A 23963-nucleotide genomic window follows, 5' to 3' on the forward strand; every position below is an offset into this window, starting at 1 on the left:
GGAATCAGGGCTGCGCCGCGTGCGCGGCCTGATGTACCGCCTCCGCCAGCGCCTTCAGGCCGCTGCTGCGCGAGGCGCTGAGCTGGGCGCGCAGGCCCAGTTCATCAAACAGCTGCAGCGGGTCTTCCGCCAGCAGCGCCTGCGGCGTTTTTCCTTCCACAGCAGTAAGTAGCACCGCAAGCAGACCACGCACGATGCGGCCTTCGCTGTCGCCATAAAAATGCAGCGTGCCGTCGTGGCGCAGCTGGCTGCCGAGCCAGACGCGGTTTTCGCAGCCGGTCAGCTCAATGTCGGCGGTCTTTAGTGCATCCGGCAGGGCGGGCAGCTGGCGGCTGAGCTGAATCAGCTGGCGATAGCGATCTTCCCACTGCTGAAAGTGGGCGAATTTTTCTTTCAGGCCGTCAAGGGTGATCAGATCGCCAAACGGGTGCGGGCCAGCCAGGGTCTGACTCATGCTTCCTCCTCAGACAACAGGTCGAGCGTGGTATAGATAGCGCGGGTCAGCGCATCCACATCCTGCAAATTATTATAGGGCGCGAAAGAGACGCGCAGCGTGCCGCTTACGCCAAGCGCCGCCATCAGCGGCTGTGCGCAGTGCTGGCCTGCGCGCAGCGCAATGCCCTGTTCCGCCAGCAGCGTCACGATATCGCTGTGGTGTACGCCCTCGAAATCAAACGCCAGCACGCTTGAGCGCCCGACACGGTAGCTGCGAAAACCGGGAAACTCGCTGAGCTGCTCTTCAGCCAGGCTGGCGAGCTGCTGGCTCCACATCTCCGCTTTCAGCCGGTCATGCTGCTCGAGCCAGCTGAGCGCGGCGCTTAACCCCACCACGCCCGCGACGTTAGGCGTTCCCGCTTCGAAACGCCAGGGGACCGGCTGCGGCGTAAAGCCGCTGAAATCCACCTGAGTGAGCATCTTGCCGCCGCCTTGCCAGGGCACCATCTCTTCCAGCAGCTCGGCTTTGCCATACAGCACGCCGATGCCGGTTGGGCCGTAGAGCTTGTGGGCGGAGAAGGCGTAGAAATCGATCTCCAGCGCCTGTACGTCAGGCGGGCAGTGCGCCACACCCTGCGCGCCGTCGACCATCACTTTCGCACCGACGCTGTGCGCCAGCGCGATAGCCTGCGCCAGATCCGGGCAGCCGCCCGTTACGTTGGACATCTGACCTATCGCCAGCAGTCGGGTACGCGCGTTGAGCAGCGACGGCAGCAGCGCCATATCCGGCAGGCGATCCGCGCCGATGGGCCATTTCACCACCTTCGCGCCGCGCGCCTGGGCCGCCATCAGCCAGGGCACCAGATTAGCGTGATGCTCCGCCTCGCTCACCAGGATCTCATCGCCCGCCTTCAGGCGTGGCAGCAGCCAGCTGTTGGCAACCAGGTTGATCGCTTCCGTGGTGCCGCGCGTCCAGACAATCTGGTGGCCATGCGCCGCATTCAACAGGCGCGCCACCTGATGCCGCGCCTGTTCGTAACGCTCGGTCAGCTGTTGCGCCGCGCCATACTGGCTGCGATGCACGGTGCCGGCGCTCAGGCTGTAAAACTGTTGCGTGGTATCAATCACCACCTGAGGCTTGAGCGTAGTCGCGGCGCTGTCGAGATAAACACCTGCATCGTTCAGCGCCGGAAACTGCTGGCGGAATGCGGTTGGATTGAATGCGGTCATGCTTTGTCTCGTCTTATAAATAAACAGGACCAGAGCAAAAGCCTGGCTCTCTCCTGGCAAAGCTGTAAAAGCGCGTTATGCTGATTAATGCAAGGTTTAAACCAAAACCCGTACAATGAGCAACCTTCTTTAGTCGATTTGACTAGGGTCAGCTGGCCGGGTGGTTTGATGCAATCAATCTACAAGGAGATAGAAAATGAAAAAACTTTCAGCAGTGCTGGCTGTCTGCGTTATGGCTTTTACTCTGGCCGCGTGTTCAAGCAATTATGTCATGCATACCAATGATGGTCGCACCATTGTCTCAGCAGGTAAGCCTTCAGTAGACAACGATACCGGTATGATCAGCTATAAAGACGCTAACGGCAACAAGCAGCAGATTAACCGTTCAGATGTCAAAGAGATGGTTGAGATGAAGTAAGCGCTCCGGCGCCTGCTTCAGGCAAAAAAAAGCACCGCAATTTGCGGTGCTATTCAAAATCACTATGGACAGACAGGGTAAATCTACAGGAATTAAAAGCTTGATCTGCAATCGTCAGATCAAAATGCAAACACAACATCACGACCACAAGCCAAAAGTTTTCCGGAAGTCTGCGAACTCACTCACAAATCCTGAAATCTTTTCGTTCCGGCTCAGGAAGTGCGGCAACTATAGGTATTTGCTGGAGCTTCCTCAACGGACAATTTATAATGCCTCGGATTACTAAAACTAATATGTGAATGCTTGTTATAAGCGCACGTGTTTTGCCCCTGATCCGAGCACGGAAAACCATGTCGAAACGCCTTCCTCCTCTTAATGCACTCCGCGTGTTTGACGCTGCGGCGCGCCATCTCAGCTTTACAAAAGCCGCCGAAGAGCTGTTCGTTACTCAGGCCGCAGTAAGCCATCAGATAAAATCGCTGGAAGATTTTCTCGGGCTTAAGCTGTTTCGCCGCAGGAATCGATCGCTGTTACTGACGGAGGAGGGCCAGAGCTACTATCTCGATATCAAAGAGATTTTCACCGCCCTTAATGATGCGACGCGCAAACTGCAGGCGCGCAGCGCGAAGGGTGCCCTGACCGTCAGCCTGCTGCCCAGCTTCGCCATTCAGTGGCTGGTACCGCGCCTCTCCAGCTTTAATATGGCTTATCCGGGCATTGACGTGCGTATCCAGGCGGTGGATCGCGATGAAGAGAAGCTGGCCGACGATGTTGACGTGGCGATCTTCTACGGTCGCGGCAACTGGCCGGGACTGCGCGTAGAAAAACTTTACGCCGAATATCTGTTGCCGGTCTGTTCACCCACGTTGATGACCGGCGATAATCCGTTGAAAACGCCGATGGATCTGTCGCGTTTTACCCTGCTGCACGACGCCTCGCGGCGCGACTGGCAATCCTATATCCGCCAGCTTGGCTTGCAGCACATTAATGTCCAGCAGGGACCGATTTTCAGCCACAGCGCCATGGTATTGCAGGCCGCGATCCACGGCCAGGGCGTGGCGCTGGCGAATAATGTGATGGCGCAGAGCGAGATCGAAGCCGGCCGGCTAATCTGCCCGTTCAACGACGTGCTGGTCAGTAAAAATGCTTTTTATCTGGTTTGTCATGACAGCCAGGCAGAACTGGGTAAAATAGCCGCCTTTCGGCAGTGGATCATCGCGAAAGCCGCCAGCGAACAAGAAAAATTCCGCTTTCGCTACGACCACTAACTTATTGATTTCTGTACAGTGAGGTACAGATGCACCTTGAGGATAGTCAGATGTCCAGTCGTGCCATGTTTATTTTTGCCGCCATCAGCGGGTTTTTGCTGGTGGCCTTTGGCGCTTTTGGTGCCCACGTATTAAGCCGTTCGCTCGGCCCGGCCGAAATGGCCTGGATCCATACCGGGCTGGAGTATCAGGCGTATCACACGCTGGCGGTAATCGGCCTGGGTGCAGCGATGCTGCGCCGCGCCAATCTCTGGTTTTACTGGAGCAGCGCCTTTCTTGCCCTTGGCATCGTGCTGTTTAGCGGCAGCCTTTACTCTCTGGCGCTGTCGCATCTCAAGTTTTGGGTTTTTGTTACGCCGGTCGGCGGGTTTTGCTTCCTGATCGGCTGGTTCCTGATGTTGATTGGCGCACTGCGTCTTAAACGAAAGGCAGATCGCCATGAATAAAGTTTTACTCTATTGCCGTCCCGGTTTTGAAAAAGAGTGCGCGGCGGAAATCGCCGCCAGAGCCGCCGAGCGTGAAATCTATGGTTTCCCGCGGGTTAAAGAGAACAGCGGTTACGTACTGTTCGAATGTTATCAGCACGAAGAGGCGGATCGTCTGGTGCGCGATCTCCCTTTCGATACGCTGATTTTTGCCCGCCAGATGCTGGTGGTCGGCGAGCTGCTGAAAGATTTGCCGCCGGACGATCGCATTGCGCCGATTGTCGGCATGTTGACCGGCGTGGTCGAGAAGGGCGGCGAGCTGCGCGTCGAGGTGCCGGACACCAACGAAGCGAAAGAGCTGACGAAGTTTTGCCGCAAGTTCACCGTGCCGCTGCGCGCCAGCCTGCGCGAAGCGGGGATCCTGCTCAATTACGAAAGCCCGAAGCGCCCGGTGGTGCATGTCTTCTTTATTGCGCCTGGCGCCTGCTACGTCGGCTACTCGTTTGTCGGCAACAACTCGCCGTTCTATATGGGCATTCCGCGCCTGAAGTTCCCGGCCGATGCGCCGAGCCGCTCCACGCTGAAGCTGGAAGAGGCGTTCCACGTTTTTATCCCCGCCGACGAGTGGGATGAACGCCTGGCGGGCGGTATGCACGCGGTCGATCTCGGTGCCTGTCCCGGCGGCTGGACCTATCAGCTGGTGAAGCGCAGCATGTGGGTGTACGCAGTTGATAACGGCCCGATGGCGCCGAGCCTGATGGATACCGGACAGGTGACGCACTGCCGCGAAGACGGCTTTAAGTTTCGCCCGACGCGTAATAACAACGACTGGCTGGTGTGCGACATGGTAGAGAAGCCGGTGCGCGTCGCCAACCTGATGACCGAATGGCTGGTCAACGGCTGGTGCCGCGAGGCGATCTTCAACCTCAAGCTGCCGATGAAAAAGCGCTACGAAGAGGTGACGCAGAACCTGGCGATGATCGACGAGGCGCTGAAGGCGCAGGGCATTAACGCCCAGATTCGCGCCCGCCAGCTCTACCACGACCGCGAAGAGGTCACGGTTCATATTCGCCGCATCTGGGGCGCGATCCCTGGCCGCCGCGACGAACGTTAAGCGTCAGGCCGGGCGCTGCGCCGCCTGGCCTTCATAACGCAGCGTTTTCAGATTGCCCTGTAACACCAGATCCTGCTTCAGCACCGCAACCTGTCGGCTGATTAAGGCTGACTCGCGGCCAGCCGCCAGCTTCGCGCGCCATTTCTCCGGTACGTTATCAAGCTGCGCATAGATATCATCCAGCGACCCAAATGTCTGCAACAGCGTTTTTGCGCTTTTCGGGCCGATGCCCGCTACGCCGGGAATTTTGCTGCTGCTGATGCCGCACAGTCCCCAGTAATCGGGCAGCCGCTGCGGCGCAACGCCGAACTCGTTTTCAATAAAGGGCAGATCCAGCCAGCGCTTCTGGAAATAGTCGCGGATGCGAATCTGCGGCGCGAGCAGCTGGCAATAGCCTTTATCGGTGGAGACGATGGTGGCCTGATGGCCCGCCTGCGCCATTTTTACCGCCAGCGTGGCCGCCAGATCGTCCGCTTCGTCCGCTCCGGCGATCCAGCAACTGACGCCTGCGCGGCGGAACGCCTCCTGCAGCGCGGGCAGTTCAGCCTGCAGATCTTCCGGCATCGGCGGTCGACCGCTTTTATAGTCCGGAAACAGCTGATGACGCCAGCCCTGATGGCGCTGTTCGCTGTCGAAGACCGCTACGACGTGAGTCGGCTGCGTATGCCCCAGAAGCTGGCGCAGCGCCGCGAGGCAACCCTCGACGCAGGGCGATCCCTGTACTGCGTGCAGACGACGTATCAGGTTGAGCGCGTCTACGATAAGAAGGTGAAATGACATAAGCTAAACGGCAGCCCGTATGAGCTGCCTTCCTTGCGTTTTATTTAATGATCTCATAGCAGGGGATATAGGCGGTGCCCGGCAGCTTCATACGGTGCTGGGCGACAAATCCCTGCAGCAGCTCATCCATGCGGCGCATAATGTCCGGCTCGCCATGCAGTTTATACGGCCCTTTTTCCCGGATCTCGCGTATGCCGATCTCTTTCACGTTTCCGGCGACGATGCCGGAGAAGGCGCGTCGCAGGTCAGCCGCCAGCTGCTCCGCGGGCTGGTTGGTATAGAGATTGAGATTGGCCATATTTTCATGCGTCGGCAGAAATGGCTTTTGCAGATCGGGCGAGATGCGGATTGACCAGTTGAAGCTGTAGGCGTCACCGGTTTCCCGACGATACTCTTTCACCTGCGGCATCGCTTTTTTCATCAGACGCGCCACTTCGGCGGCATCATCAATGACGATCTTGTAGTGTTTGCGCGCCGCTTCGCCCAGCGTATTGACGATAAAGTCGTCGAGCACGTGGAAGTAGTCGGCGCTCTCCTGCGGTCCGGTGAGGATAAGCGGCAGCACCTGCTCGTGGTTCTGCGGGTTCATCATAATTCCCAGCAGATAGAGCAGCTCCTCCGCTGTGCCCACGCCGCCCGGGAAGATAATGATGCCGTGCGCGATGCGCACAAAGGCTTCCAGGCGTTTTTCGATATCCGGCATGATGATGAGTTCATTCACCAGCGGGTTAGGCGGCTCAGCGGCGATAATTGACGGCTCGGTCAGCCCGATAAAGCGGCTGTCGCGGTAGCGCTGCTGCGCATGGCCTACCGCTGCGCCTTTCATCGGCGCTTCCATTACGCCTGGCCCGCAGCCGGTGCAGATATTCAGCTCGCGCAGGCCCAACTGGGTGCCGACGTTGCGGCAGTATTGATACTCCACCGCGTTGATCGAGTGGCCGCCCCAGCAGACAACGGTATTGGGATACTCACCGACGTGCAGCGCGCGCGCGTTGCGCAGTATAGAGAAAACCTGGTTAGTGATATGCGCCGAATCTTCCGGCGCCGCCTCCTGCATCCCGGCAATCGACAGCTGGCCGTTAACGAAAAGAATGTCGCGCAGTACGGCAAACAGGTTGGCCTGCAGCGAGCGGATAATGCGACCGTCAACAAACGCCTCTTCCGGCGGATTGATCAGTTCCAGCTTTACGCCGCGTTCGCGACGCAGCACGTTAATATCGAAGTTTTCAAAGCGGGAAAGCAGTTCGTGGCTGCTGTCGGTCTGACTGCCTGAATTCAGCACGGCGAGCGAGCAGTTACGAAACAGCTGGTAAAGATCGCTGCTCGCCGTGCGCTTGAGCATGTCCACTTCCAGCTGAGACAGCAGATCCATCGAGCCAAGAGGGCTGATATGCGTAATCAAATGAACTCCGTTACACCCGCCTGGGTGACTAATGACACCGCTGTTGCGGTGGCGAAAATTCCTGGCCGACGATCCTCCGATCGCCGCCTTCACCAGAGTGCCTTGTCGACCGTGAATGCTCAAGGGGAACGCAACGCCTGACGCGCAGGCTGCGAGAGGACTCGCAAAGCTACTGCCGCGCCAGACGAGAATATCCCGGCGTGAAGGGCACGTTGCTGCGCCAGGGGTTAATATCCAGACCGCCGCGGCGCGTGTAGCGTGCATAGACCGTAAGTTGCTGCGGCTGACAGAAACGCAGCACGTCGTTGAAGATGCGCTCCACGCACTGCTCGTGAAACTCATTGTGCTGGCGGAAAGAGATAAGGTAGCGCAGCAGCGCTTCGCGGTCGATGCGCGGGCCTTTGTAGCGGATCATCACCGAACCCCAGTCGGGCTGGTTGGTGATCAAGCAGTTGGATTTCAGCAGATGGCTGACCAGCGTCTCTTCCACCACTTCGCTGCCCGCCGCATCAGCGAGGTAGTCGGCGTTGAAGCTGTAGTCCGCGATCTCAATATCCTGCTCATCAATGCAGTAACCGCTAAACTGACCGATGGGCTGTCCCTCTACTTCGCTCAGGCGAAACAGCGCGACGCTGACGTCGCCCTGCGCGCAGGCGCTGAGATCGCGCTCCAGCGTCTGGCGGACTTCGCCCCAGTCGGCGAAGCGCGTCTGGTTAAAGCTGTTAAGGTAGAGCTTAAAGCTCTTCGACTCGATAAGATGTTCGCTGGTGGCGTTCAGCACCACTTCGCCCAGCGCGACCTGCGGCACCCCCTTGCTGTTGAGCCAGGAGAGTTCGTAAAGCGTCCAGATATCTGCGCCCGTAAAGGGCAGCGAATCAGGCATCAGCCCCAGCGGCGTGCGGTTCAGGCTGCGCGGCACCGCCTGCAGCAGGCTGGGATCGTATTGATCGTGATAGGCTGTGGGTTTGCCCAGGGTCAGGTTGCTCAGCGCCTGATCCTTTTCATATAAAGACATAGCGGTTACCCGTCATTCCAAACAAAGTGGATAAGTGTAACCCATCAGACGTGAGAAAAAGAGTCATGCAACAGACTGTGGATGCCCTGCGCGAATTTACCGCCCGCTATTGCGATGCCTGGCAGCAGCGCACCGGCCACGCGCCAGCCAGCCAGGCGCTTTATGGCGTGCCGTCCCCCTGTATTATCGCGACCCAGGCTGACGAAGTATGGTGGCAACCGCAGCCCTTTACCTTGCCCGCCACGCTGGAAGCGGTAGAGCGTGCGCTGGATATAACCCTTCAGCAGGATATCGCCGCCTTTTATACCGCGCAGTTTGCTGGAGACATGGCGGCGCGCTGCGGGCAGCGGGAACTTTCGCTGTTACAGGTCTGGAGCGAGGAAGATTTTTTGCGCCTGCAGGAGAATCTGATAGGGCATTTGATCATGAAGCGCCGCCTGAAACAGACGCCGACGCTGTTTATCGCCGCGACTGAATCGGAGCAGGAGATCATTTCGCTCTGCAATCTGTCTGGCGAAGTGATTCTCGAACAGCCTGGCACGAAAAAACGAGAGGTTTTATCGGAAAATATCCAGAATTTTCTTAAATCTTTACAGGTGGTTATCCCCTGATTTGCAGACAATCGCTAATGGGTTTGTGAGATATCTCTTACATGCCTTGTGAGAGATTGGCATTTCTATTGGGAGACATCCAGAAGTCTGCAATGTAAAGATATTGTGAATCATTAACTTAATGGCGTTACTCCTAAAACTGGTCTATAAACAAATACAGTAACGCTGTTTAGTACCTTGTTTATTCAGCGGCCTCTGCCAGAATAGTCAGCAGTTGGCAGGAAGCCAGAGGATTGAAGATAGCGTCAGGATACGTCATGCCAGGAGGCGGGACCGTAACGGAGCTTACGTCACACGGAAGGCTTCAGGATGAAGCAGGATACTCAGGAGAGAGTCAGGGACACCTCCAGGAAGGAGAACGAGAGCCGCATATGATGCGCGGCGGGCCTGGAAGCCAAAGGAATTATCAGGATGATAAGCGCAGGATGGCGCACAGGAAAAGTTGTCAAGGAAGAGCAGGGAGCATCAGCGTGGCGGGAAAGCTGCAAACGAACCGGGAGCACTGTTTTAACAGTGCTCCCTTTTTTTGCGCGCGCGTCTGGCGGTGGTATGCTTGCCGCCCCCATTTATTGCTCGCTGGAGGTGGCGCATGACCCTTTTACTGTTACAACGGCTGGAGCAGCTCGAAACCCTGATGCGCGATCATCATCACTGGCAGGAGACGCCCCCGTCCGCCAGCGCGCTCGCCAGCAACCAGCCTTTCTGTCTTGATACGCTGGAGCCGCTCGAGTGGCTCCAGTGGGTACTGATCCCGCGTATGCGGGCGCTTATCGCTGCGCAGCAGCCGCTGCCGCAAAATTTCGCCATCGCGCCCTATTTTGAAATCGCGCTGACCTCCGCTACGCCAGGCCACGCGCCAATCCTGCACAGCCTGACGCAGCTCGATGCGCTGTTTATGGACGATCCCGCCTGATGCTGGAAATTATCTATCAGGATCAATGGCTGGTGGCGGTTAACAAGCCTGCCGGCTGGCTGGTGCATCGCAGCTGGCTGGATCGCAAAGAAAAAGTTGTGGTGATGCAGACCGTGCGCGATCAGATTGGCCAGCACGTCTTTACTGCGCATCGTCTCGACCGCCCAACCTCCGGCGTACTGCTGATGGGCCTCTCCAGCGAGGTGGGGCGTTTGCTGGCGCAGCAGTTCGAGCAGCATCAGATGAAGAAAACCTATCACGCCGTCACGCGCGGCTGGCTGCAGGAGAGCGGCACGCTCGACTATCCGCTGGTGGAAGAGCTGGACAAGATCGCCGATAAGTTTGCGACGGAAGCGCGTACGGCGCAGCCGGCGGTGACCGATTATCAGGCGCTGGCCTGGGCAGAGATGCCGGTACCGATTGGCCGCTATACGAGCGCGCGCTACAGCCTGATGCAGCTCTCTCCGCGCACTGGCCGCAAGCATCAGCTGCGTCGTCATATGGCGCATCTGCGCCATCCGATCATCGGCGACACCACCCACGGCGATCTGCGGCAAAACCGCGGCGCGGCACAGCATTTCGGCGCCAGTCGCCTGATGCTGCACGCCAGCAGCCTGGCGCTGACGCACCCGATAACCGGCGAGCCGCTGGTGATCCGTGCCGGTCTGGATGCGGTCTGGCGGCAGATGGCCCGGCAATTTGGCTGGCAGGAGGCGCTCGCCGCCGCAGGGCTTGAGTTTGCCGACGCGACAGGCGAGGATAGCACCTCAGTTTAAGGAGCAGGCACATGGCGAAGATTGGCATTTTTGTAGGCACAGTATATGGCAACGCGCTGCTGGTAGCGGAAGAGGCGCAGCCGATTTTACAGGCCCAGGGGCACGACGTTGCGGTGTATGACGATCCGACGTTAGCGCAGTGGCAAAATTACAGCAGCGAAGTGGCGCTGGTGATCACCTCGACAACCGGGCAGGGCAATTTTCCGGACAATATCGCCGCTCTTTATCAGGATGTGAAAGATAAGCTGGGCTATCAGCCGGAGCTGCGTTACGGCGTTATCGCGCTGGGCGACAGCAGCTACGATCACTTCTGCGGCGCAGGCAAAACCTTCGACGCGCTCCTGCAGGAGCAAAGCGCGAAGCGTATCGGCGAGGTGCTGCTGGTGGATGCGACCGAAGACCCCGAGCCAGAGTCGGTCACCTCTCCCTGGGTTGAGGCCTGGGGAAAACAGCTCTGAGTTAACGGCGCCCTGTGTCGGAATCGATGCAGGGCGCGCGCTTATCAGGTTACCGGTGCCGGATTGAACACCGCCAGCTGGTTGCGAATGCCCCAGCGATCCGACCAGGTTTGCTGGCGACCGCTGGCGATCTCCAGAATCAGCCGGAAGAGTCGCCAGCCGACCTGCTCAATCGTCTCTTCGCCCGTGGCGATAGTACCCGCATTAATATCCATCAGATCGTGCCAGCGATCGGCCAGCGCGTTACGCGTCGCCATCTTGATAACCGGAATCGCCGCCAGACCGTAAGGCGTGCCGCGTCCGGTGGTAAACACCTGCAGCGTAATGCCCGACGCCATCTGCTGCGTGCCGCAGACAAAATCGCTGGCGGGCGTGGCGGCGTAGATCAGCCCGCGCCGCGTCGGGCGCTGACCCGGCGACAGCACTTCGACAATCGCGCTGCGGCCCGATTTGGCGATGGAGCCGAGCGCTTTTTCCACCACGTTAGCCAGTCCGCCTTTTTTATTGCCGGGTGAGGGATTGGCGCTACGGTCGGTTTTGCCCTGATCGAGATAGTCGTCATACCATGCCATCTCCTCCAGCAGCCGCCTGCCTACCTCTTCATTAATCACGCGCGGCGTCAGCAGGTGAATCGCATCGCGCACTTCGGTCACTTCGGAGAACATCACCGTCGCGCCGCAGCGCACCAGCAGATCGGAGGCGAAGCCTACGGCGGGGTTGGCAGTCACGCCGGAAAAGGCGTCGCTGCCGCCGCACTGCATGCCGACGATCAGCTCTGAGGCGGGGCAGGTTTCGCGCTGGCGCTGATTAAGGCGTTCAAGGTGCCTTTTCGCCACGCTGAGGATCTCTTCCACCATTGCACCGAAGCCGATATGGCGTTCATCCTGTAAGCGCACGATATCGCTCTCATCCAGCGAGATCGCCTGTACGTCATCGGTGCCGGTCAGCAGCCGCTCGGGCTGCAGTTTTTCGCAGCCGAGGCTGACCACCATGATTTCGCCGCCGAAGTTGGCGTTCAGCGCCAGGTTATGAATGGTGCGAATCGGTACCACCGCCGCCGGCGCGTTAATCGCCACGCCGCAGCCGTAAAGGTGGTTCAGCGCCACCACGCCATCGACGTTGGGGTAGTTCGGCAGCAGTTCGCGCTCAATAATCTGCACCACATAGTCCACCACGCCCGCTACGCAGTGCACGCTGGTGGTAATGCCGAGCAGGTTGCGCGTGCCGACGCTGCCGTCTGCGTTGCGATAGCCTTCGAAGGTGTAGCCTTCCAGCGGCGGCAGATCGGGGGGAACATTAGTCGCGAGCGGCAGGGTGGCAAGCGGCGGCGCTTCGGGCAGCGCCACCAGCGACTCGTCAATCCAGCTGCCCGGCGCAATATCGCGCAGGGCATAGCCGATCACTTCGCCATAGCGAAGGATAGGCGCGCCCTGCGGAATCGGCGCGAGCGCCACTTTATGCCCTTGCGGGACATGCTCCGTCAGCGTCAGCCCGTCGGGAAATTGGGTGCCAGCCGGCAACCCCTGGTTATTGACCACGATCGCGACATTGTCATCCTCATGGACTTTGATACGGAGCGGTGGCTCATTTAGCATTCGGTTCATCACTCACCTTCCAGTCATGCGCGAGTTTATTAATAACCTGTCTGCGCGGATGAGATAGCCCGCGTTCAGGCTTTATCACTGGCCTGGCGCGCCGTACATGGCGGCGCGCTATCGTTCTTCATTACGCACATCGGATTTGCCAGCTTCAGTATATGAAGCAGCCTTCTCTGCCGCATTGTGCAACTGACCGGCATTTCAGCGCGTTTCCACCTCTTTTTGGTTCGCTTTCCCAAACGCAAGTGAAGAGTCTCACAAAGGTGCCTGCCTCCGCTTAAAAAATAGCCATTTCTCGCTGAAAAAAACGCTTTCCGTGAAGCGCGCCGCAGTCGATTGGGCAACTGCCAGACAATGCGTGCTAAACGGCCTTAATTGTCAGGCGTTCTTCCAGTGTCACCGCCTTTTACCATTCCTATACTGGCTTTCGTTATACGACGTTAGGTTATTCGTCACGACGCACTATCGGTTTGCCCCTATAAAAAATCGCCGTGTTTAACCCGACTTCTCTCTGATACCCAACGCGATGTGTATGCAGTCAGAGCGAATGTAGCGAACGCTATATTTCAGGAGTGCATCATGAATAGTTACAGCCAGACGGCGGAAGCGGTGCAGAAGCGCACCAATGCCCGCTACTGGATCGTGGTGATGTTGTTTATCGTCACCTCGTTCAACTACGGCGACCGCGCCACCATTTCGATCGCCGGTTCCGCCATGTCAAAAGATATCGGTCTGGATTCTGTCGGACTGGGCTACATCTTCTCAGCATTCTCATGGGCTTATGTTATTGGCCAAATCCCTGGCGGCTGGTTGCTGGACCGCTTCGGCTCAAAACGCGTCTATTTCTGGAGCATCTTTACCTGGTCGCTCTTTACCCTGCTACAAGGCTTCGTCGATATCTTCAGCGGCTTCGGCATTATCGTTTCGCTGTTCCTGCTGCGTTTTATGGTCGGCCTGGCCGAAGCGCCTTCTTTCCCTGGCAACAGCCGTATCGTCGCGGCCTGGTTCCCGGCGCAGGAGCGCGGCACCGCAGTAGCAATTTTCAACTCCGCGCAGTATTTCGCCACGGTCATCTTTGCGCCGATCATGGGCTGGCTGGTCGCTAAGGTGGGCTGGTCGCATGTGTTCTGGTTTATGGGCGGCCTCGGCATCATTCTCAGCTTTATCTGGCTGAAAGTGATCCACGATCCCAATGACCATCCTGGCGTGAATAAAGCCGAGCTGGAGTATATGGAGCAGGGCGGCGCGCTGATCAATATGGATGCGAAAAAGAGCGAGCATAAGGTCAGCTGGGCTGAGAAGTGGTATCAGATCAAACAGCTGCTCACCTCACGCATGATGGTGGGCATCTATCTCGGGCAGTACTGCATCAATGCGCTGACCTACTTTTTTATCACCTGGTTCCCGGTCTATCTGGTGCAGGCGCGCGGCATGTCGATTCTGAAAGCCGGGATGATCGCCTCGATTCCAGCGGTGTGCGGCTTCCTTGGCGGCGTGCTCGGCGGCGTTATCTCCGATTATCTGATGCGTAAAACCGGCTCGCTCAACATTGCGCGCAAAACCCCTATCGTGCTCGGCATGCTGCTCTCTATCAGCATGGTGATGTGTAACTACAGCGATACGGAGTGGGTGGTGGTGTTCTTTATGGCGCTCGCCTTCTTCGGCAAAGGCATCGGCGCGCTGGGCTGGGCGGTCATGGCGGATACCGCGCCGAAAGAGATCAGCGGCCTGAGCGGCGGCCTGTTCAATATGTTCGGCAACTTATCCGGCATCGTGACGCCTATCGCTATCGGCTACATCATCGCCACCAGCGGCTCGTTTGAAGGCGCGCTGGTTTATGTGGGCATCCATGCGTTTATCGCCGCGTTCAGCTTCCTGGTGATTGCGGGCGATATCAAACGTATCGAACTGAAACACCGGACATAAGGAGAGAATATGTCTACGCAAAGCTCACCGGTTATCACCAGAATGCAGGTGATCCCGGTCGCCGGATACGACAGCATGCTGCTGAATATCGGCGGCGCGCATAACGCCTGCTTTACCCGCAATATTGTGGTGCTGACCGACAGCGCGGGCCACACCGGCGTTGGCGAAGCGCCGGGTGGCGACACCATTTATCAGACGCTGGTAGAGGCGATCCCGCAGGTAGAGGGCCAGCAGGTGGCGCGTATGAACCGGCTGGTGCAGCAGGTGCACAAAGGCAACCAGTCGGCCGACTTCGACACTTTCGGCAAGGGCGCCTGGACCTTTGAGCTGCGCGTCAACGCCGTTGCGGCGCTGGAGGCGGCGCTGCTCGATCTGCTCGGCCAGTGCCTCGGCGTGCCGGTAGCGGAACTGCTCGGTCCCGGCCAGCAGCGCGATGAGGTTACGGTGCTGGGCTATCTCTTCTATATCGGCGACCGGCGCAAAACCGATCTGCCGTACCTGAGCGGCGAAAACGGCGACTGCGACTGGTATCGCCTGCGCCATCAGGAGGCGCTGACGCCCGAAGCGGTGGTGCGTCTGGCCGAGGCGGCGCAGGAGAAATATGGCTTTAAGGATTTCAAACTCAAAGGCGGCGTGCTGCCGGGCGAACAGGAAATCGAGTCCGCCGCGGCGCTGAAGCGGCGCTTTCCGGACGCGCGCATTACGGTCGATCCTAACGGCGCATGGGGGCTGGACGAGGCGATTCGCCTCTGCAAAGGCATGGGTGACGTGCTGACCTATGCGGAAGATCCGTGCGGCGCGGAGCAGGGCTATTCGGGCCGCGAAGTGATGGCGGAGTTCCGCCGCGCCACCGGGCTGCCGGTCGCCACCAATATGATCGCCACCAACTGGCGCGAGATGAACCATGCGGTAATGCTGAACGCGGTCGATATCCCGCTGGCCGATCCCCACTTCTGGACGCTGAGCGGCGCGGTGCGTGTGGCGCAGCTTTGCGACGAGTGGGGACTCACCTGGGGCTGTCACTCGAATAACCACTTCGATATCTCGCTGGCGATGTTTACCCACGTTGGCGCGGCCGCGCCGGGTAACCCGACCGCTCTCGATACGCACTGGATCTGGCAGGAGGGCGACCAGCGCCTGACGAAGCAGCCGCTGCAGATCCGCAACGGCAAAATCGCCGTGCCCGATGCCCCCGGCCTCGGGATTGAGCTGGACTGGGATCGGCTGCGCCAGGCCAACGACCTGTATAAATCACTGCCAGCGGGTGCGCGTAACGACGCCACCGCCATGCAGTATCTGATTCCCGGTTGGACGTTCGACCGCAAGCGCCCGGCATTTGGCCGCGCCACAGTGTAAGGAGCAGGAGATGAGTTCGACACCGAAAGTCACAGCGATGCAGGTTATTCCGGTAGCCGGTTACGACAGCATGTTGCTCAACCTGAGCGGCGCGCACGCGCCTTTTTTCACCCGTAATATCGTAATTATCAAGGATAACGCGGGTCACACCGGCGTAGGCGAAATCCCCGGCGGCGAGAAAATCCGCCAGACGCTGGAGGATGCGGCGTCGCTGGTGATCGGCAAAACGGTCGGCGAGTACAAGAACGTACTCAGCCTGGTGCGCAGCACTTTCGCCGACCGCGATTCAGCGGGACGCGGTAGCCAGACCTTTGACCTGCGCACCACCATCCATGTGGTCACCGGCATCGAGGCGGCGCTGCTTGACCTGCTGGGGCAGCACCTGCAGGTCAACGTCGCGACGCTGCTGGGCGACGGCCAGCAGCGCGACCGCGTCGAGATGCTCGGCTATCTGTTCTACGTTGGCGATCGTAAAAAGACGGCGCTGCCCTATCAGAGCCAGGAAGATGAAGCCTGCGACTGGTATCGGCTGCGCCACGAAGAGGCACTGACGCCGGAAGCGATCGTGCGTCTGGCCGAAGCGGCCTATGACAAATATGGCTTTAACGACTTCAAACTTAAGGGCGGCGTGCTGCGCGGCGGCGAAGAGGCGGAGGCGGTAACGGCGCTGGCGAAGCGCTTCCCGGAGGCGCGCATTACGCTCGATCCCAACGGCGCCTGGTCGCTCAACGAGGCGATCCTGCTCGGCAAACAGCTGAAAGGCGTGCTGGCCTATGCGGAAGATCCGTGCGGCTCGGAGCAGGGGTATTCCGGCCGCGAAGTGATGGCGGAGTTCCGCCGCGCCACCGGCATGCCGACCGCTACTAATATGATCGCCACCGACTGGCGGCAGATGGGCCACACGCTGTCGCTGCAGTCGGTCGATATTCCGCTGGCCGATCCGCACTTCTGGACCATGCAGGGCTCAGTGCGCGTGGCGCAGATGTGTCATGACTTCGGCCTGACCTGGGGCTCGCACTCCAATAACCATTTCGACGTCTCGCTGGCGATGTTCACGCACGTCGCCGCCGCCGCGCCAGGCGCCATTACCGCCATCGATACCCACTGGATCTGGCAGGAGGGCAACCAGCGCCTGACCAAAGAGCCACTGCAGATCAAAGGCGGCATGGTGCAGGTGCCGCAGAAACCGGGGCTGGGGGTCGAACTGGATATGGATCAGGTCATGCAGGCTAACGCGCTTTATCAAAAACACGGGCTTGGCGCGCGCGACGATGCGCAGGCGATGCAGTTCCTTGTGCCGAACTGGACCTTCGACAATAAACGTCCATGTCTGGTGCGCTAACTTTTCTGCTCCCTGCGGGGAGCGGTTGTCACGGGAGAAGAGATGATGAGTAACAGAGCCTGGCCGAACACCTTTCGCCGTCGCCTGCAGGCAGGAGAGACCCTGATCGGCAGCTGGTGCGCGCTGGCGAACCCTATTACCACCGAAGTGCTTGGCCTGGCCGGTTTCGACTGGCTGGTGCTGGACGGCGAACATGCGCCCAACGACATTACCACCTTTGTGCCGCAGCTGATGGCGCTCAAGGGCAGCGTCAGCGCGCCGGTGGTGCGCCCGCCCTGCAACGAGCCGGTAATCATCAAGCGCCTGCTGGATATCGGCTTCTATAACTTTCTGATCCCGTTTGTGGAAACTGAAGAAGAGGCGCTGCGCGCCGTGGCGTCGACCCGCTATCCGCCCGCCGGCATTCGCGGCGTATCGGTATCGCATCGCAGCAACATGTACGGCACGCTGCCGGACTACAACGCCACGGTGAACGAGAACATCACGCTGCTGGTACAGATTGAAACTCAGCAGGCGGTCGACAATATCGACGCCATCGCGGCGGTAGAAGGCGTCGACGGCATCTTTGTTGGACCAGGCGATCTCTCCGCCGCGCTCGGCTATCTCGGCCAGCCTGCGCATCCCGAAGTGCTGAAGGTCATCAGGCATGTGTTTGAACGCGCCAAAGCGGCGGGCAAGCCGAGCGGCATCCTGGCGCCGGTGGAAGCGGACGCGCGCCGCTATCTGGAATGGGGCGCCAGCTTTGTTGCCGTAGGCAGCGATTTAGGGGTCTTTCGCAACGCCACTCAGGCGCTGTGCGACAAATTTAAGCAGTAACTGACGAAGAGGAAAGGCAATGAAAATTGGATTTATCGGCCTCGGCATCATGGGCAAACCGATGAGTAAAAACCTGGTGAAAGCCGGTTATTCCCTGGTGGTGCGCGATCACAACGCCAGCAACGAAGCGGAATTAACCGAACTGGGTGCCACCGTGGCGAAATCGCCGAAAGAGGTGGCCGAGCAGGTTGACGTGGTGATCACCATGGTGCCGAACTCGCCGCAGGTGAAAGAGGTATGCCTGGGTGAAAACGGCATTATCGACGGCGCTAAGCCGGGCCTGATTGTCATCGATATGAGCTCTATCGCGCCGCTCGCCAGCCGCGAAGTGCATGACGCGCTGGCGAAGAAGGGCATCAAAATGCTCGATGCGCCGGTCAGTGGCGGCGAGCCGAAAGCGATCGAAGGCACGCTTTCCGTGATGGTGGGCGGCGATAAAGCGGTCTTCGACAGCTGCTACGACATCATGAAGGCGATGGCGGGCTCGGTGGTGCACACCGGCGATATCGGTGCAGGCAACGTCACCAAACTGGCGAATCAGGTTATCGTGGCGCTCAATATCGCGGCGATGTCAGAAGCGCTCTCGCTGGCGACCAAAGCCGGCGTTAATCCTGAGCTGGTCTATCAGGCGATCCGCGGCGGTCTGGCGGGCAGCACCGTACTCGACGCCAAGGCGCCGATGGTGCTGGATCGCAACTTCAAGCCGGGTTTCCGCATCGACCTGCATATCAAGGATCTGGCGAACGCGCTGGATACCTCACACGGCATCGGCGCACATCTTCCGCTCACCGCCGCGGTAATGGAGATGATGCAGGCGCTGCGCAATGACGGGCAGGGTAACGCCGACCACAGCGCGCTTGCCTGCTATTATGAAAAATTAGCGAAAGTTGAGATTACCCGTTAACGCGTTGCGGCGGCCCGGCGCGGCCGCCGCAACGCGCCATCACGGATGATGAATCGTCTATCAACAGCGCCTGGATTGCCTATGAAAATCGTAATCGCACCGGATTCATACAAAGAGAGTTTATCCGCCTCAGGCGTGGCAGCCGCGATTGAAGCGGGCTTCCGCGACATCTTTCCTGACGCCACCTACGTAAAGATACCGGTTGCCGACGGCGGTGAGGGCACGGTTGAGGCGATGGTGGCGGCGACAGCGGGGAGTATCGTTAACCTGCGCGTGACCGGACCGCTTGGCGCGCCGGTTGAGGCTTTCTACGGCCTTTCCGGCGACGCGCGCACCGCCTTTATCGAGATGGCGGCCGCCAGCGGGCTGGAGCTGGTGCCTGCCGCGCAGCGCGATCCCTTAACCACCACGTCGTTCGGGACGGGAGAGCTTATCCGGAGCGCGCTGGATAAGGGCGTCGGGCATATCATTATCGGCATCGGCGGCAGCGCCACTAACGACGGCGGCGCAGGCATGATGCAGGCGCTGGGCGCGAAGCTGCTGGATGCGCAGGGAGAAGAGATCGGCTTCGGCGGTGGCGCGCTGCCGGCGCTGGCGAAGATTGATATCGACGGGCTTGACGCGCGCGTGCGGCAGTGTCGTTTCGAAGTGGCGTGCGACGTCACCAACCCGCTGACCGGCCGCGACGGCGCCTCGGCCATATTCGGCCCGCAAAAAGGCGCGACGCCGGAGCTGGTTGAGCAGCTGGATCGCGCGCTGGCGCACTATGCTGCGATTATTCAGCGCGATCTCGATATCGACGTGCTGCATATTCCCGGCGGCGGCGCAGCGGGCGGCATGGGCGCGGCGCTGCACGCTTTCTGCCAGGCGGATTTGCGGCGCGGCATCGAGATCGTCACCGAGGCGCTGGGGCTGGCGGAACAGGTGAAAGACGCATCGCTGGTCATTACCGGCGAAGGACGCATCGACAGCCAGAGCATCAACGGCAAGGTGCCGATTGGCGTAGCGCAGGTGGCAAAAGAGTTTAATAAGCCGGTTATTGGCATTGCTGGCAGCCTGACGGCGGATGTCGGCGTTGTGCACCAGCACGGCCTGGATGCGGTATTCAGCGTGCTTTACAGCATCTGTACGCTGGAGGAGGCGCTGGCGAACGCGGAAACCAATCTGCGGCTGGCGGCCCGCAATATCGCAGCAACGCTGAAAATGGGCGGTGAGCTGAAATAACACCAGCGGGTGTCTGGATACGTGCGGACGCGGATGAAACGGCCCGTCCGCAAACAGGCAAAACAGCGTTTCCCGGCGGCACCTCATCCCTGAGGCGCCTCCGTCACCGGGCCTGACTGGGCGTAATACAAAAACGCTCCCGCCATTTTTTCGCTGTCGCTTTGCTCCTCGACTCTCTCATCCGCTTATCAGTTCCGGCGCGGTCTGAAGACGCGGCTTACTTCTTATACTTCGCTTCCAGCGTCGCGAACCAGGGCGCAATAAAGTCGGTATTGCCGCCCCAGCCGGGGACGATCTTGTTCAATGACGCCACGTTAATCGCGCCCGGCTGGCTGTTCAGCTGCTGCTGAGAGATGGACGCCCCTTTGAAATCGTAAGTGGCGGGCGTGGTTTCACCGGCGATCTTGTTCGCCACCAGACGCATATTCACCGCGCCGATGATTTTCGGATCGACCGCCACGGTCTGCACCCAGGGGCTGTTTTTCTCACGCATCAGCTGCAGATCCTGATTGGAGACGTCAATGCTGTAGAGTTTGATCTCAGTACGTCCATTCTCCTGCAGGGCCTTATAGGCGCCCTGGCTGAAGGCGTCCCACGCGCCCCAGATCGCATCGATCTTGCCTTTCGGATATTTCGCCAGAATCGCGCCGATCTTGTTGGCGGTATCGCCCTGTACGTCAGAGGAGACGGCGCCGATCGACTCCAGTTGATGAATGCCTGGATTCTCTTTCAGCAGCTTTTCATACACCACCTGACGGCGCTCCATCGGCGGGAAGCCCGCGACCCACAGCTTGAGGATATTGGCTTTGCCGTGGAAATCCTGGATCAGCTGGCCGAGGGAGGCCTGCGCCAGCGAGGCGTCATCCTGCGCGGTCACGGTAACGCCCGGCACAGGCGTATCGACCGGGGTATCGAATACCGAGACTTTAATGCCTGCGTCGGCGATGCGCTTCACCAGTCCGCTGGCGTAGGGCGCTTTGCCGTGCGAGAGAATAATGCCGTCATACTTCTGACTGATCGCCTGGTTGACGAAATCCTGAAAGCGCGCGTCGTCGCCGTTGCTGAGAAAGGTACTGACCTTAAAGCCCAGCTTGCGGCCCTCCTGAATAGCGCCTGCGACAAACTGCATGGTGTTGTCGTCGGAGCCCAGATTGCGGATCACCGCGATGCGCACCGGCCCGTTATGGCTGGCAATAGGGGCGGGCACCGGCGTGACGGTATCGGCGAAGGCCCCGACGGAGAGCAGGCTGAGGGTCAGCAGAGAAAACGATATTTTTTTCATTGTTTTTTCCAGGTTAATCAGCGTTAGCGGCGCTGAACGTAGGTCATCGCCAGTGCCAGAGCCAGCACCAGTCCTTTAATAATGTCCATGGCGTAATAGGGAACGGAGAGCATCACCAGCCCGTTTTGCAGCACGCCGAGCAGCACCGCGCCTACCAGCGTGCCCAGCGCGTTAGGTTTGCCGGAGCCGGCCAGCGACAGGCCGATCCAGGCGGCCGCTACGGCGTCCATCAGGTATCCACCGCCCGCGTTGACCTGTGATGAGCCGATGCGCGACGCCAGCAGAATGCCGCCCAGCCCCGCCAGCAGCGAGGCGATGACGTAAGCCAGCACGCGATAGCGCGTGGTGCGGATGCCGGAAAGGCGCGCCGCCTCCGGATTGCCGCCCAGCGCATACATGCGGCGGCCATGAGTGGTCAGCGAGAGCGCCAGCTGCGCCACCACCGTCACCACCAGCATAACGATTACGATCACCGGCACCTGACCGAGCAGGCCGAAGCCCGCCGGGATGGTGCCTTCCGCCATATCGCCGTTCGGCATTACCATGTTTTCCGTGATGGAGCCGCCAAAGCTGTAGGTCATCGCCACACCCTGGATAATAAACAGCGTGGCGAGGGTCGCCAGCATATCGGGAATGCGCAGAATGACGATCAGGAAGGCGTTGAACAGGCCGATGAGCGTACAGAGCGCCAGGGTGATCGCTATCGCCTCGGCGGTGTTCATGCCGTACCAGACAAAGAGCGAGATCACCAGCGCGTTGGCCAGCGAGGCGGTAGAACCGACCGACAGGTCAAAGCCACCGACGGTAAGCGACACCGAGACGCCCACGGCGATCACCGTCACAATGGCGATAGCGCGCAGGATATTGATGATGTTATTCGGTTCCAGAAAGCTATCGGAGGCGAGGCCAAAGCCTGCAATCAGGACAGCGACCGTGATCAGCATGCCCCACTTATAGAGGAAATCGAACAGTCGATGGCGCAGCGGCGTTGATGCCGCGGTCAGGGAAATATCTTTGCTGCTCACGCAGGGGTTCCTCCAGTGGAATAAAGCAGAAGCGTCTCTTCGGTGGCCGCTTGCGCATCCAGCTCGGCCACGATGCGCCCGTCCCAGAGCACGCAAATTCGGTCGCAAAGACCAACCAGTTCAGAAAACTCGCCGGAGGCGTAGATAACGCCTTTGCCTTCCTGCGCCAGCCCGCTGATGAGCCGAAACAGTTCGGTTTTCGCCTTAATGTCGACCCCTTTGGTCGGCTCATCGAAGATCAGCACGTCAGCGTGGCTGCGCAGCCACTTGCCGATGGCGATTTTTTGCTGATTGCCGCCGGAGAGGCGGCGCAGCGGCTGCGCCGGGCCGGTGGTACGCACGTTCAGGCGCTGGATAATCTCTTCCGCCCAGCGCCACGCCTGACGGTGGCCAAACAGCCCCCAGCGTGAAAAGCTGCTGTCGGCGCTGACGCTGAGATTCATCGCCACCGGCTCGTCGATAAAAATCCCTTCCTTGCGCCGCTCTTCCGGCACCAGCGCCATGCGCTGGCGCACCGAATCGTGCGGCGAACGCGGCCGCCACGGTTTGCCGTGCAGTTCGCCGCGCGTCACGCGGCTTTTGCTGGCGCCGAACAGGGCCTTGCACAGCTCGGTTTTACCCGCGCCTGCCAGCCCGGCGATGCCGAGGATTTCGCCTTTGTGCAGCCGCAGCGAAATATCCTGCAACAGCCGATCGTCATGCAGGCCTTCTACCGCCAGCAGCAGCGGCTGGGGGCGAGCGGGGCGACGCGGCGGATAGATATCGGTCAGCTCATGGCCGAGCATCTTTTCGACGATCTGCTCGCCGCTGAGCGCTGCCATCGGACCGCTCTCGATCAGGCGGCCGTCGCGCAGCACCGTCAGCCGGTCACAGATCGCTTTCAGCTCGTGGATGCGGTGCGAGATAAACACCACGCCGATGCCGCTGCTTTGCAGACGGCGCACCACGGCGAAGAGCCGTTCGCTCTCGTGCCGATCGAGCGGGGCGGTGGGTTCGTCGAGAATAAGAAAACGACAGTGGTGCGACAGCGCGCGCGCCAGCAAAATCTGCTGCTTCTCCGCCAGGGTGCAGCGCTCCACCAGGCGGTTCACGTCGAGGCTCACCTCCAGCTGCGCCAGCAGGGCGCGCGCCTGGCGGCGAATGGCGCGCCAGCGGAAGCCGTGTCCTGGCTCTGCCAGCCGATCCAGCAGAATGTTTTCCGCCACGCTGAGCTGGGGCACCAGCGCGACGTCGACCTCCTGCTGCACCAGATGAATGCCAAGCTGTTTCGCGTCGCGCGGGCTGCGTATCGAGACCGGGACGCCGTCAAGCCAGATTTCCCCGCTGTAGTGGCTGTGCGCACCTGACAGCACCGCCATCAGCGTTGACTTGCCCGCGCCATTGGCGCCGGTCAGGGCGTGTACCGAGCGGCCGTCCGCGACAAAATTCACCTGCGTCAACGCAGCGAATCCGCCGAATGCGATCGAGATATTACGCATCTCAAGGCGGTTTAACGCACTCATCAGCTGAAGCTCCCCTGTCACTGGCTGGCCGCAATTTTTTCCTGAAGTGTCAGGCGCGGCAACAGCCGAAAGCGCATAAGCTAGCACGAAAACTTATTAGCCATCCAGACATCTGGATTGTTTGGCGGCTAAAGCTGGCGTAC

The 23963-nt window shown here is 59.7% G+C and carries 23 protein-coding genes; 14 read left to right on the forward strand and 9 right to left on the reverse strand.

Annotated features, from left to right (window positions below; all coding sequences use genetic code 11):
- Nucleotides 1-4 precede the first annotated feature (4 nt).
- Both csdE and csdA read right to left on the reverse strand, forming a co-directional pair.
- Nucleotides 5-454, reverse strand: a complete 450-nt coding sequence (gene csdE, locus D7S44_RS00335) for a cysteine desulfurase sulfur acceptor subunit CsdE (RefSeq protein WP_120451171.1) — start codon at nucleotides 452-454, stop codon at nucleotides 5-7.
- A complete protein-coding gene (gene csdA, locus D7S44_RS00340; RefSeq protein WP_120451172.1) occupies nucleotides 451-1665 on the reverse strand; it encodes a cysteine desulfurase CsdA in 1215 nt (404 codons plus the stop codon). The genes csdE and csdA overlap by 4 nt, the downstream gene beginning before the upstream one ends.
- Nucleotides 1666-1861: 196 nt before the next feature.
- On the opposite strand from csdA, the gene D7S44_RS00345 reads away from it, so the two are divergent.
- The 4 genes from D7S44_RS00345 to rlmM all read left to right on the forward strand — a co-directional run bounded on the left by D7S44_RS00345 (nucleotide 1862) and on the right by rlmM (nucleotide 4890).
- Nucleotides 1862-2083 (forward strand): YgdI/YgdR family lipoprotein, encoded by a 222-nt coding sequence (locus D7S44_RS00345; RefSeq protein ID WP_120451173.1) that lies wholly within the window; start codon nucleotides 1862-1864, stop codon nucleotides 2081-2083.
- A gap of 350 nt (nucleotides 2084-2433) precedes the next feature.
- A complete protein-coding gene (locus D7S44_RS00350) occupies nucleotides 2434-3351 on the forward strand; it encodes a transcriptional regulator GcvA (protein ID WP_120451174.1) in 918 nt (305 codons plus the stop codon).
- A 50-nt stretch (nucleotides 3352-3401) separates the two neighbouring features.
- Entirely contained in the window at nucleotides 3402-3797 is a 396-nt protein-coding gene (locus D7S44_RS00355; protein ID WP_120451175.1) for a DUF423 domain-containing protein, read from the forward strand.
- Complete coding sequence (gene rlmM / locus D7S44_RS00360) at nucleotides 3790-4890, forward strand: 23S rRNA (cytidine(2498)-2'-O)-methyltransferase RlmM (protein WP_120451176.1); 1101 nt, start codon at nucleotides 3790-3792, stop codon at nucleotides 4888-4890. Before D7S44_RS00355 ends, rlmM begins: the two co-directional genes overlap by 8 nt.
- A gap of 3 nt (nucleotides 4891-4893) precedes the next feature.
- Here rlmM and xni read toward each other — a convergent pair whose 3' ends face one another.
- The 3 genes from xni to queF form a co-directional block, all read right to left on the reverse strand.
- A complete protein-coding gene (gene xni / locus D7S44_RS00365; protein WP_120451177.1) occupies nucleotides 4894-5670 on the reverse strand; it encodes a flap endonuclease Xni in 777 nt (258 codons plus the stop codon).
- Between the two features lie 40 nt (nucleotides 5671-5710).
- Nucleotides 5711-7072 (reverse strand): nucleotide 5'-monophosphate nucleosidase PpnN, encoded by a 1362-nt coding sequence (ppnN, locus tag D7S44_RS00370; protein ID WP_120451178.1) that lies wholly within the window; start codon nucleotides 7070-7072, stop codon nucleotides 5711-5713.
- A 169-nt stretch (nucleotides 7073-7241) separates the two neighbouring features.
- On the reverse strand, nucleotides 7242-8087 hold the full coding sequence (gene queF / locus D7S44_RS00375; protein WP_120451179.1) for an NADPH-dependent 7-cyano-7-deazaguanine reductase QueF: 846 nt from the start codon (nucleotides 8085-8087) through the stop codon (nucleotides 7242-7244).
- Between the two features lie 65 nt (nucleotides 8088-8152).
- Between queF and syd the strand changes: the two genes are divergently transcribed.
- The 4 genes from syd (at nucleotide 8153) to D7S44_RS00395 (ending at nucleotide 10845) form a co-directional block, all read left to right on the forward strand.
- Complete coding sequence (gene syd / locus D7S44_RS00380; protein ID WP_120451180.1) at nucleotides 8153-8698, forward strand: SecY-interacting protein; 546 nt, start codon at nucleotides 8153-8155, stop codon at nucleotides 8696-8698.
- Between the two features lie 589 nt (nucleotides 8699-9287).
- Nucleotides 9288-9611, forward strand: coding sequence for a YqcC family protein (locus tag D7S44_RS00385; RefSeq protein ID WP_120451181.1), 324 nt, complete (start codon nucleotides 9288-9290; stop codon nucleotides 9609-9611).
- Nucleotides 9611-10387, forward strand: a complete 777-nt coding sequence (gene truC / locus D7S44_RS00390) for a tRNA pseudouridine(65) synthase TruC (protein ID WP_120451182.1) — start codon at nucleotides 9611-9613, stop codon at nucleotides 10385-10387. The genes D7S44_RS00385 and truC overlap by 1 nt, the downstream gene beginning before the upstream one ends.
- 11 nt (nucleotides 10388-10398) lie before the next feature.
- Nucleotides 10399-10845, forward strand: coding sequence for a flavodoxin (locus tag D7S44_RS00395; protein WP_120451183.1), 447 nt, complete (start codon nucleotides 10399-10401; stop codon nucleotides 10843-10845).
- A 44-nt stretch (nucleotides 10846-10889) separates the two neighbouring features.
- On the opposite strand, the gene garD is transcribed toward D7S44_RS00395, so the two are convergent.
- Nucleotides 10890-12449, reverse strand: a complete 1560-nt coding sequence (garD, locus tag D7S44_RS00400; RefSeq protein WP_120451184.1) for a galactarate dehydratase — start codon at nucleotides 12447-12449, stop codon at nucleotides 10890-10892.
- A 573-nt stretch (nucleotides 12450-13022) separates the two neighbouring features.
- On the opposite strand from garD, the gene D7S44_RS00405 reads away from it, so the two are divergent.
- The 6 genes from D7S44_RS00405 to D7S44_RS00430 all read left to right on the forward strand — a co-directional run bounded on the left by D7S44_RS00405 (nucleotide 13023) and on the right by D7S44_RS00430 (nucleotide 20011).
- Entirely contained in the window at nucleotides 13023-14369 is a 1347-nt protein-coding gene (locus tag D7S44_RS00405) for an MFS transporter (protein WP_120451185.1), read from the forward strand.
- 9 nt (nucleotides 14370-14378) lie between these two features.
- Nucleotides 14379-15725, forward strand: a complete 1347-nt coding sequence (locus D7S44_RS00410) for an enolase C-terminal domain-like protein (RefSeq protein WP_120451186.1) — start codon at nucleotides 14379-14381, stop codon at nucleotides 15723-15725.
- 10 nt (nucleotides 15726-15735) lie between these two features.
- Entirely contained in the window at nucleotides 15736-17067 is a 1332-nt protein-coding gene (gudD, locus tag D7S44_RS00415) for a glucarate dehydratase (protein ID WP_120451187.1), read from the forward strand.
- A gap of 45 nt (nucleotides 17068-17112) precedes the next feature.
- Nucleotides 17113-17883: a 2-dehydro-3-deoxyglucarate aldolase gene (gene garL / locus D7S44_RS00420; RefSeq protein ID WP_120452818.1), complete on the forward strand. Its 771-nt coding sequence runs from the start codon at nucleotides 17113-17115 to the stop codon at nucleotides 17881-17883.
- Nucleotides 17884-17902: 19 nt separating this feature from the next.
- Nucleotides 17903-18787, forward strand: a complete 885-nt coding sequence (garR, locus tag D7S44_RS00425) for a 2-hydroxy-3-oxopropionate reductase (RefSeq protein WP_120451188.1) — start codon at nucleotides 17903-17905, stop codon at nucleotides 18785-18787.
- A gap of 81 nt (nucleotides 18788-18868) precedes the next feature.
- Nucleotides 18869-20011, forward strand: a complete 1143-nt coding sequence (locus D7S44_RS00430; protein ID WP_120451189.1) for a glycerate kinase — start codon at nucleotides 18869-18871, stop codon at nucleotides 20009-20011.
- 217 nt (nucleotides 20012-20228) lie between these two features.
- Here D7S44_RS00430 and D7S44_RS00435 read toward each other — a convergent pair whose 3' ends face one another.
- From D7S44_RS00435 to D7S44_RS00445, 3 genes are read right to left on the reverse strand one after another with little or no spacing between them, the layout of a single operon-like run.
- Nucleotides 20229-21293, reverse strand: coding sequence for a sugar ABC transporter substrate-binding protein (locus D7S44_RS00435; RefSeq protein WP_120451190.1), 1065 nt, complete (start codon nucleotides 21291-21293; stop codon nucleotides 20229-20231).
- 23 nt (nucleotides 21294-21316) lie between these two features.
- The gene (locus tag D7S44_RS00440; protein ID WP_120451191.1) at nucleotides 21317-22318 is read right to left on the reverse strand and encodes an ABC transporter permease; all 1002 of its coding nucleotides are present in this window, start codon (nucleotides 22316-22318) and stop codon (nucleotides 21317-21319) included.
- Nucleotides 22315-23820 (reverse strand): sugar ABC transporter ATP-binding protein, encoded by a 1506-nt coding sequence (locus D7S44_RS00445; RefSeq protein WP_120451192.1) that lies wholly within the window; start codon nucleotides 23818-23820, stop codon nucleotides 22315-22317. The genes D7S44_RS00440 and D7S44_RS00445 overlap by 4 nt, the downstream gene beginning before the upstream one ends.
- Nucleotides 23821-23963 lie beyond the last annotated feature (143 nt).

Origin of the sequence: Pantoea piersonii (genome assembly GCF_003612015.1) — a bacterium.
Classification (GTDB): Bacteria; Pseudomonadota; Gammaproteobacteria; order Enterobacterales; family Enterobacteriaceae; genus Pantoea; species Pantoea piersonii.

Coding starts and splice junctions, on each gene's coding strand:
- csdE (WP_120451171.1), bottom strand. CDS start 454: ATGAGTCAGACCCTGGCTGGCCCGCACCCGTTTGGCGATCTGATCACC.
- csdA (WP_120451172.1), bottom strand. CDS start 1,665: ATGACCGCATTCAATCCAACCGCATTCCGCCAGCAGTTTCCGGCGCTG.
- D7S44_RS00345 (WP_120451173.1), top strand. CDS start 1,862: ATGAAAAAACTTTCAGCAGTGCTGGCTGTCTGCGTTATGGCTTTTACT.
- D7S44_RS00350 (WP_120451174.1), top strand. CDS start 2,434: ATGTCGAAACGCCTTCCTCCTCTTAATGCACTCCGCGTGTTTGACGCT.
- D7S44_RS00355 (WP_120451175.1), top strand. CDS start 3,402: ATGTCCAGTCGTGCCATGTTTATTTTTGCCGCCATCAGCGGGTTTTTG.
- rlmM (WP_120451176.1), top strand. CDS start 3,790: ATGAATAAAGTTTTACTCTATTGCCGTCCCGGTTTTGAAAAAGAGTGC.
- xni (WP_120451177.1), bottom strand. CDS start 5,670: ATGTCATTTCACCTTCTTATCGTAGACGCGCTCAACCTGATACGTCGT.
- queF (WP_120451179.1), bottom strand. CDS start 8,087: ATGTCTTTATATGAAAAGGATCAGGCGCTGAGCAACCTGACCCTGGGC.
- syd (WP_120451180.1), top strand. CDS start 8,153: ATGCAACAGACTGTGGATGCCCTGCGCGAATTTACCGCCCGCTATTGC.
- D7S44_RS00385 (WP_120451181.1), top strand. CDS start 9,288: ATGACCCTTTTACTGTTACAACGGCTGGAGCAGCTCGAAACCCTGATG.
- truC (WP_120451182.1), top strand. CDS start 9,611: ATGCTGGAAATTATCTATCAGGATCAATGGCTGGTGGCGGTTAACAAG.
- D7S44_RS00395 (WP_120451183.1), top strand. CDS start 10,399: ATGGCGAAGATTGGCATTTTTGTAGGCACAGTATATGGCAACGCGCTG.
- garD (WP_120451184.1), bottom strand. CDS start 12,449: ATGAACCGAATGCTAAATGAGCCACCGCTCCGTATCAAAGTCCATGAG.
- D7S44_RS00405 (WP_120451185.1), top strand. CDS start 13,023: ATGAATAGTTACAGCCAGACGGCGGAAGCGGTGCAGAAGCGCACCAAT.
- D7S44_RS00410 (WP_120451186.1), top strand. CDS start 14,379: ATGTCTACGCAAAGCTCACCGGTTATCACCAGAATGCAGGTGATCCCG.
- gudD (WP_120451187.1), top strand. CDS start 15,736: ATGAGTTCGACACCGAAAGTCACAGCGATGCAGGTTATTCCGGTAGCC.
- garL (WP_120452818.1), top strand. CDS start 17,113: ATGAGTAACAGAGCCTGGCCGAACACCTTTCGCCGTCGCCTGCAGGCA.
- garR (WP_120451188.1), top strand. CDS start 17,903: ATGAAAATTGGATTTATCGGCCTCGGCATCATGGGCAAACCGATGAGT.
- D7S44_RS00430 (WP_120451189.1), top strand. CDS start 18,869: ATGAAAATCGTAATCGCACCGGATTCATACAAAGAGAGTTTATCCGCC.
- D7S44_RS00435 (WP_120451190.1), bottom strand. CDS start 21,293: ATGAAAAAAATATCGTTTTCTCTGCTGACCCTCAGCCTGCTCTCCGTC.
- D7S44_RS00445 (WP_120451192.1), bottom strand. CDS start 23,820: ATGAGTGCGTTAAACCGCCTTGAGATGCGTAATATCTCGATCGCATTC.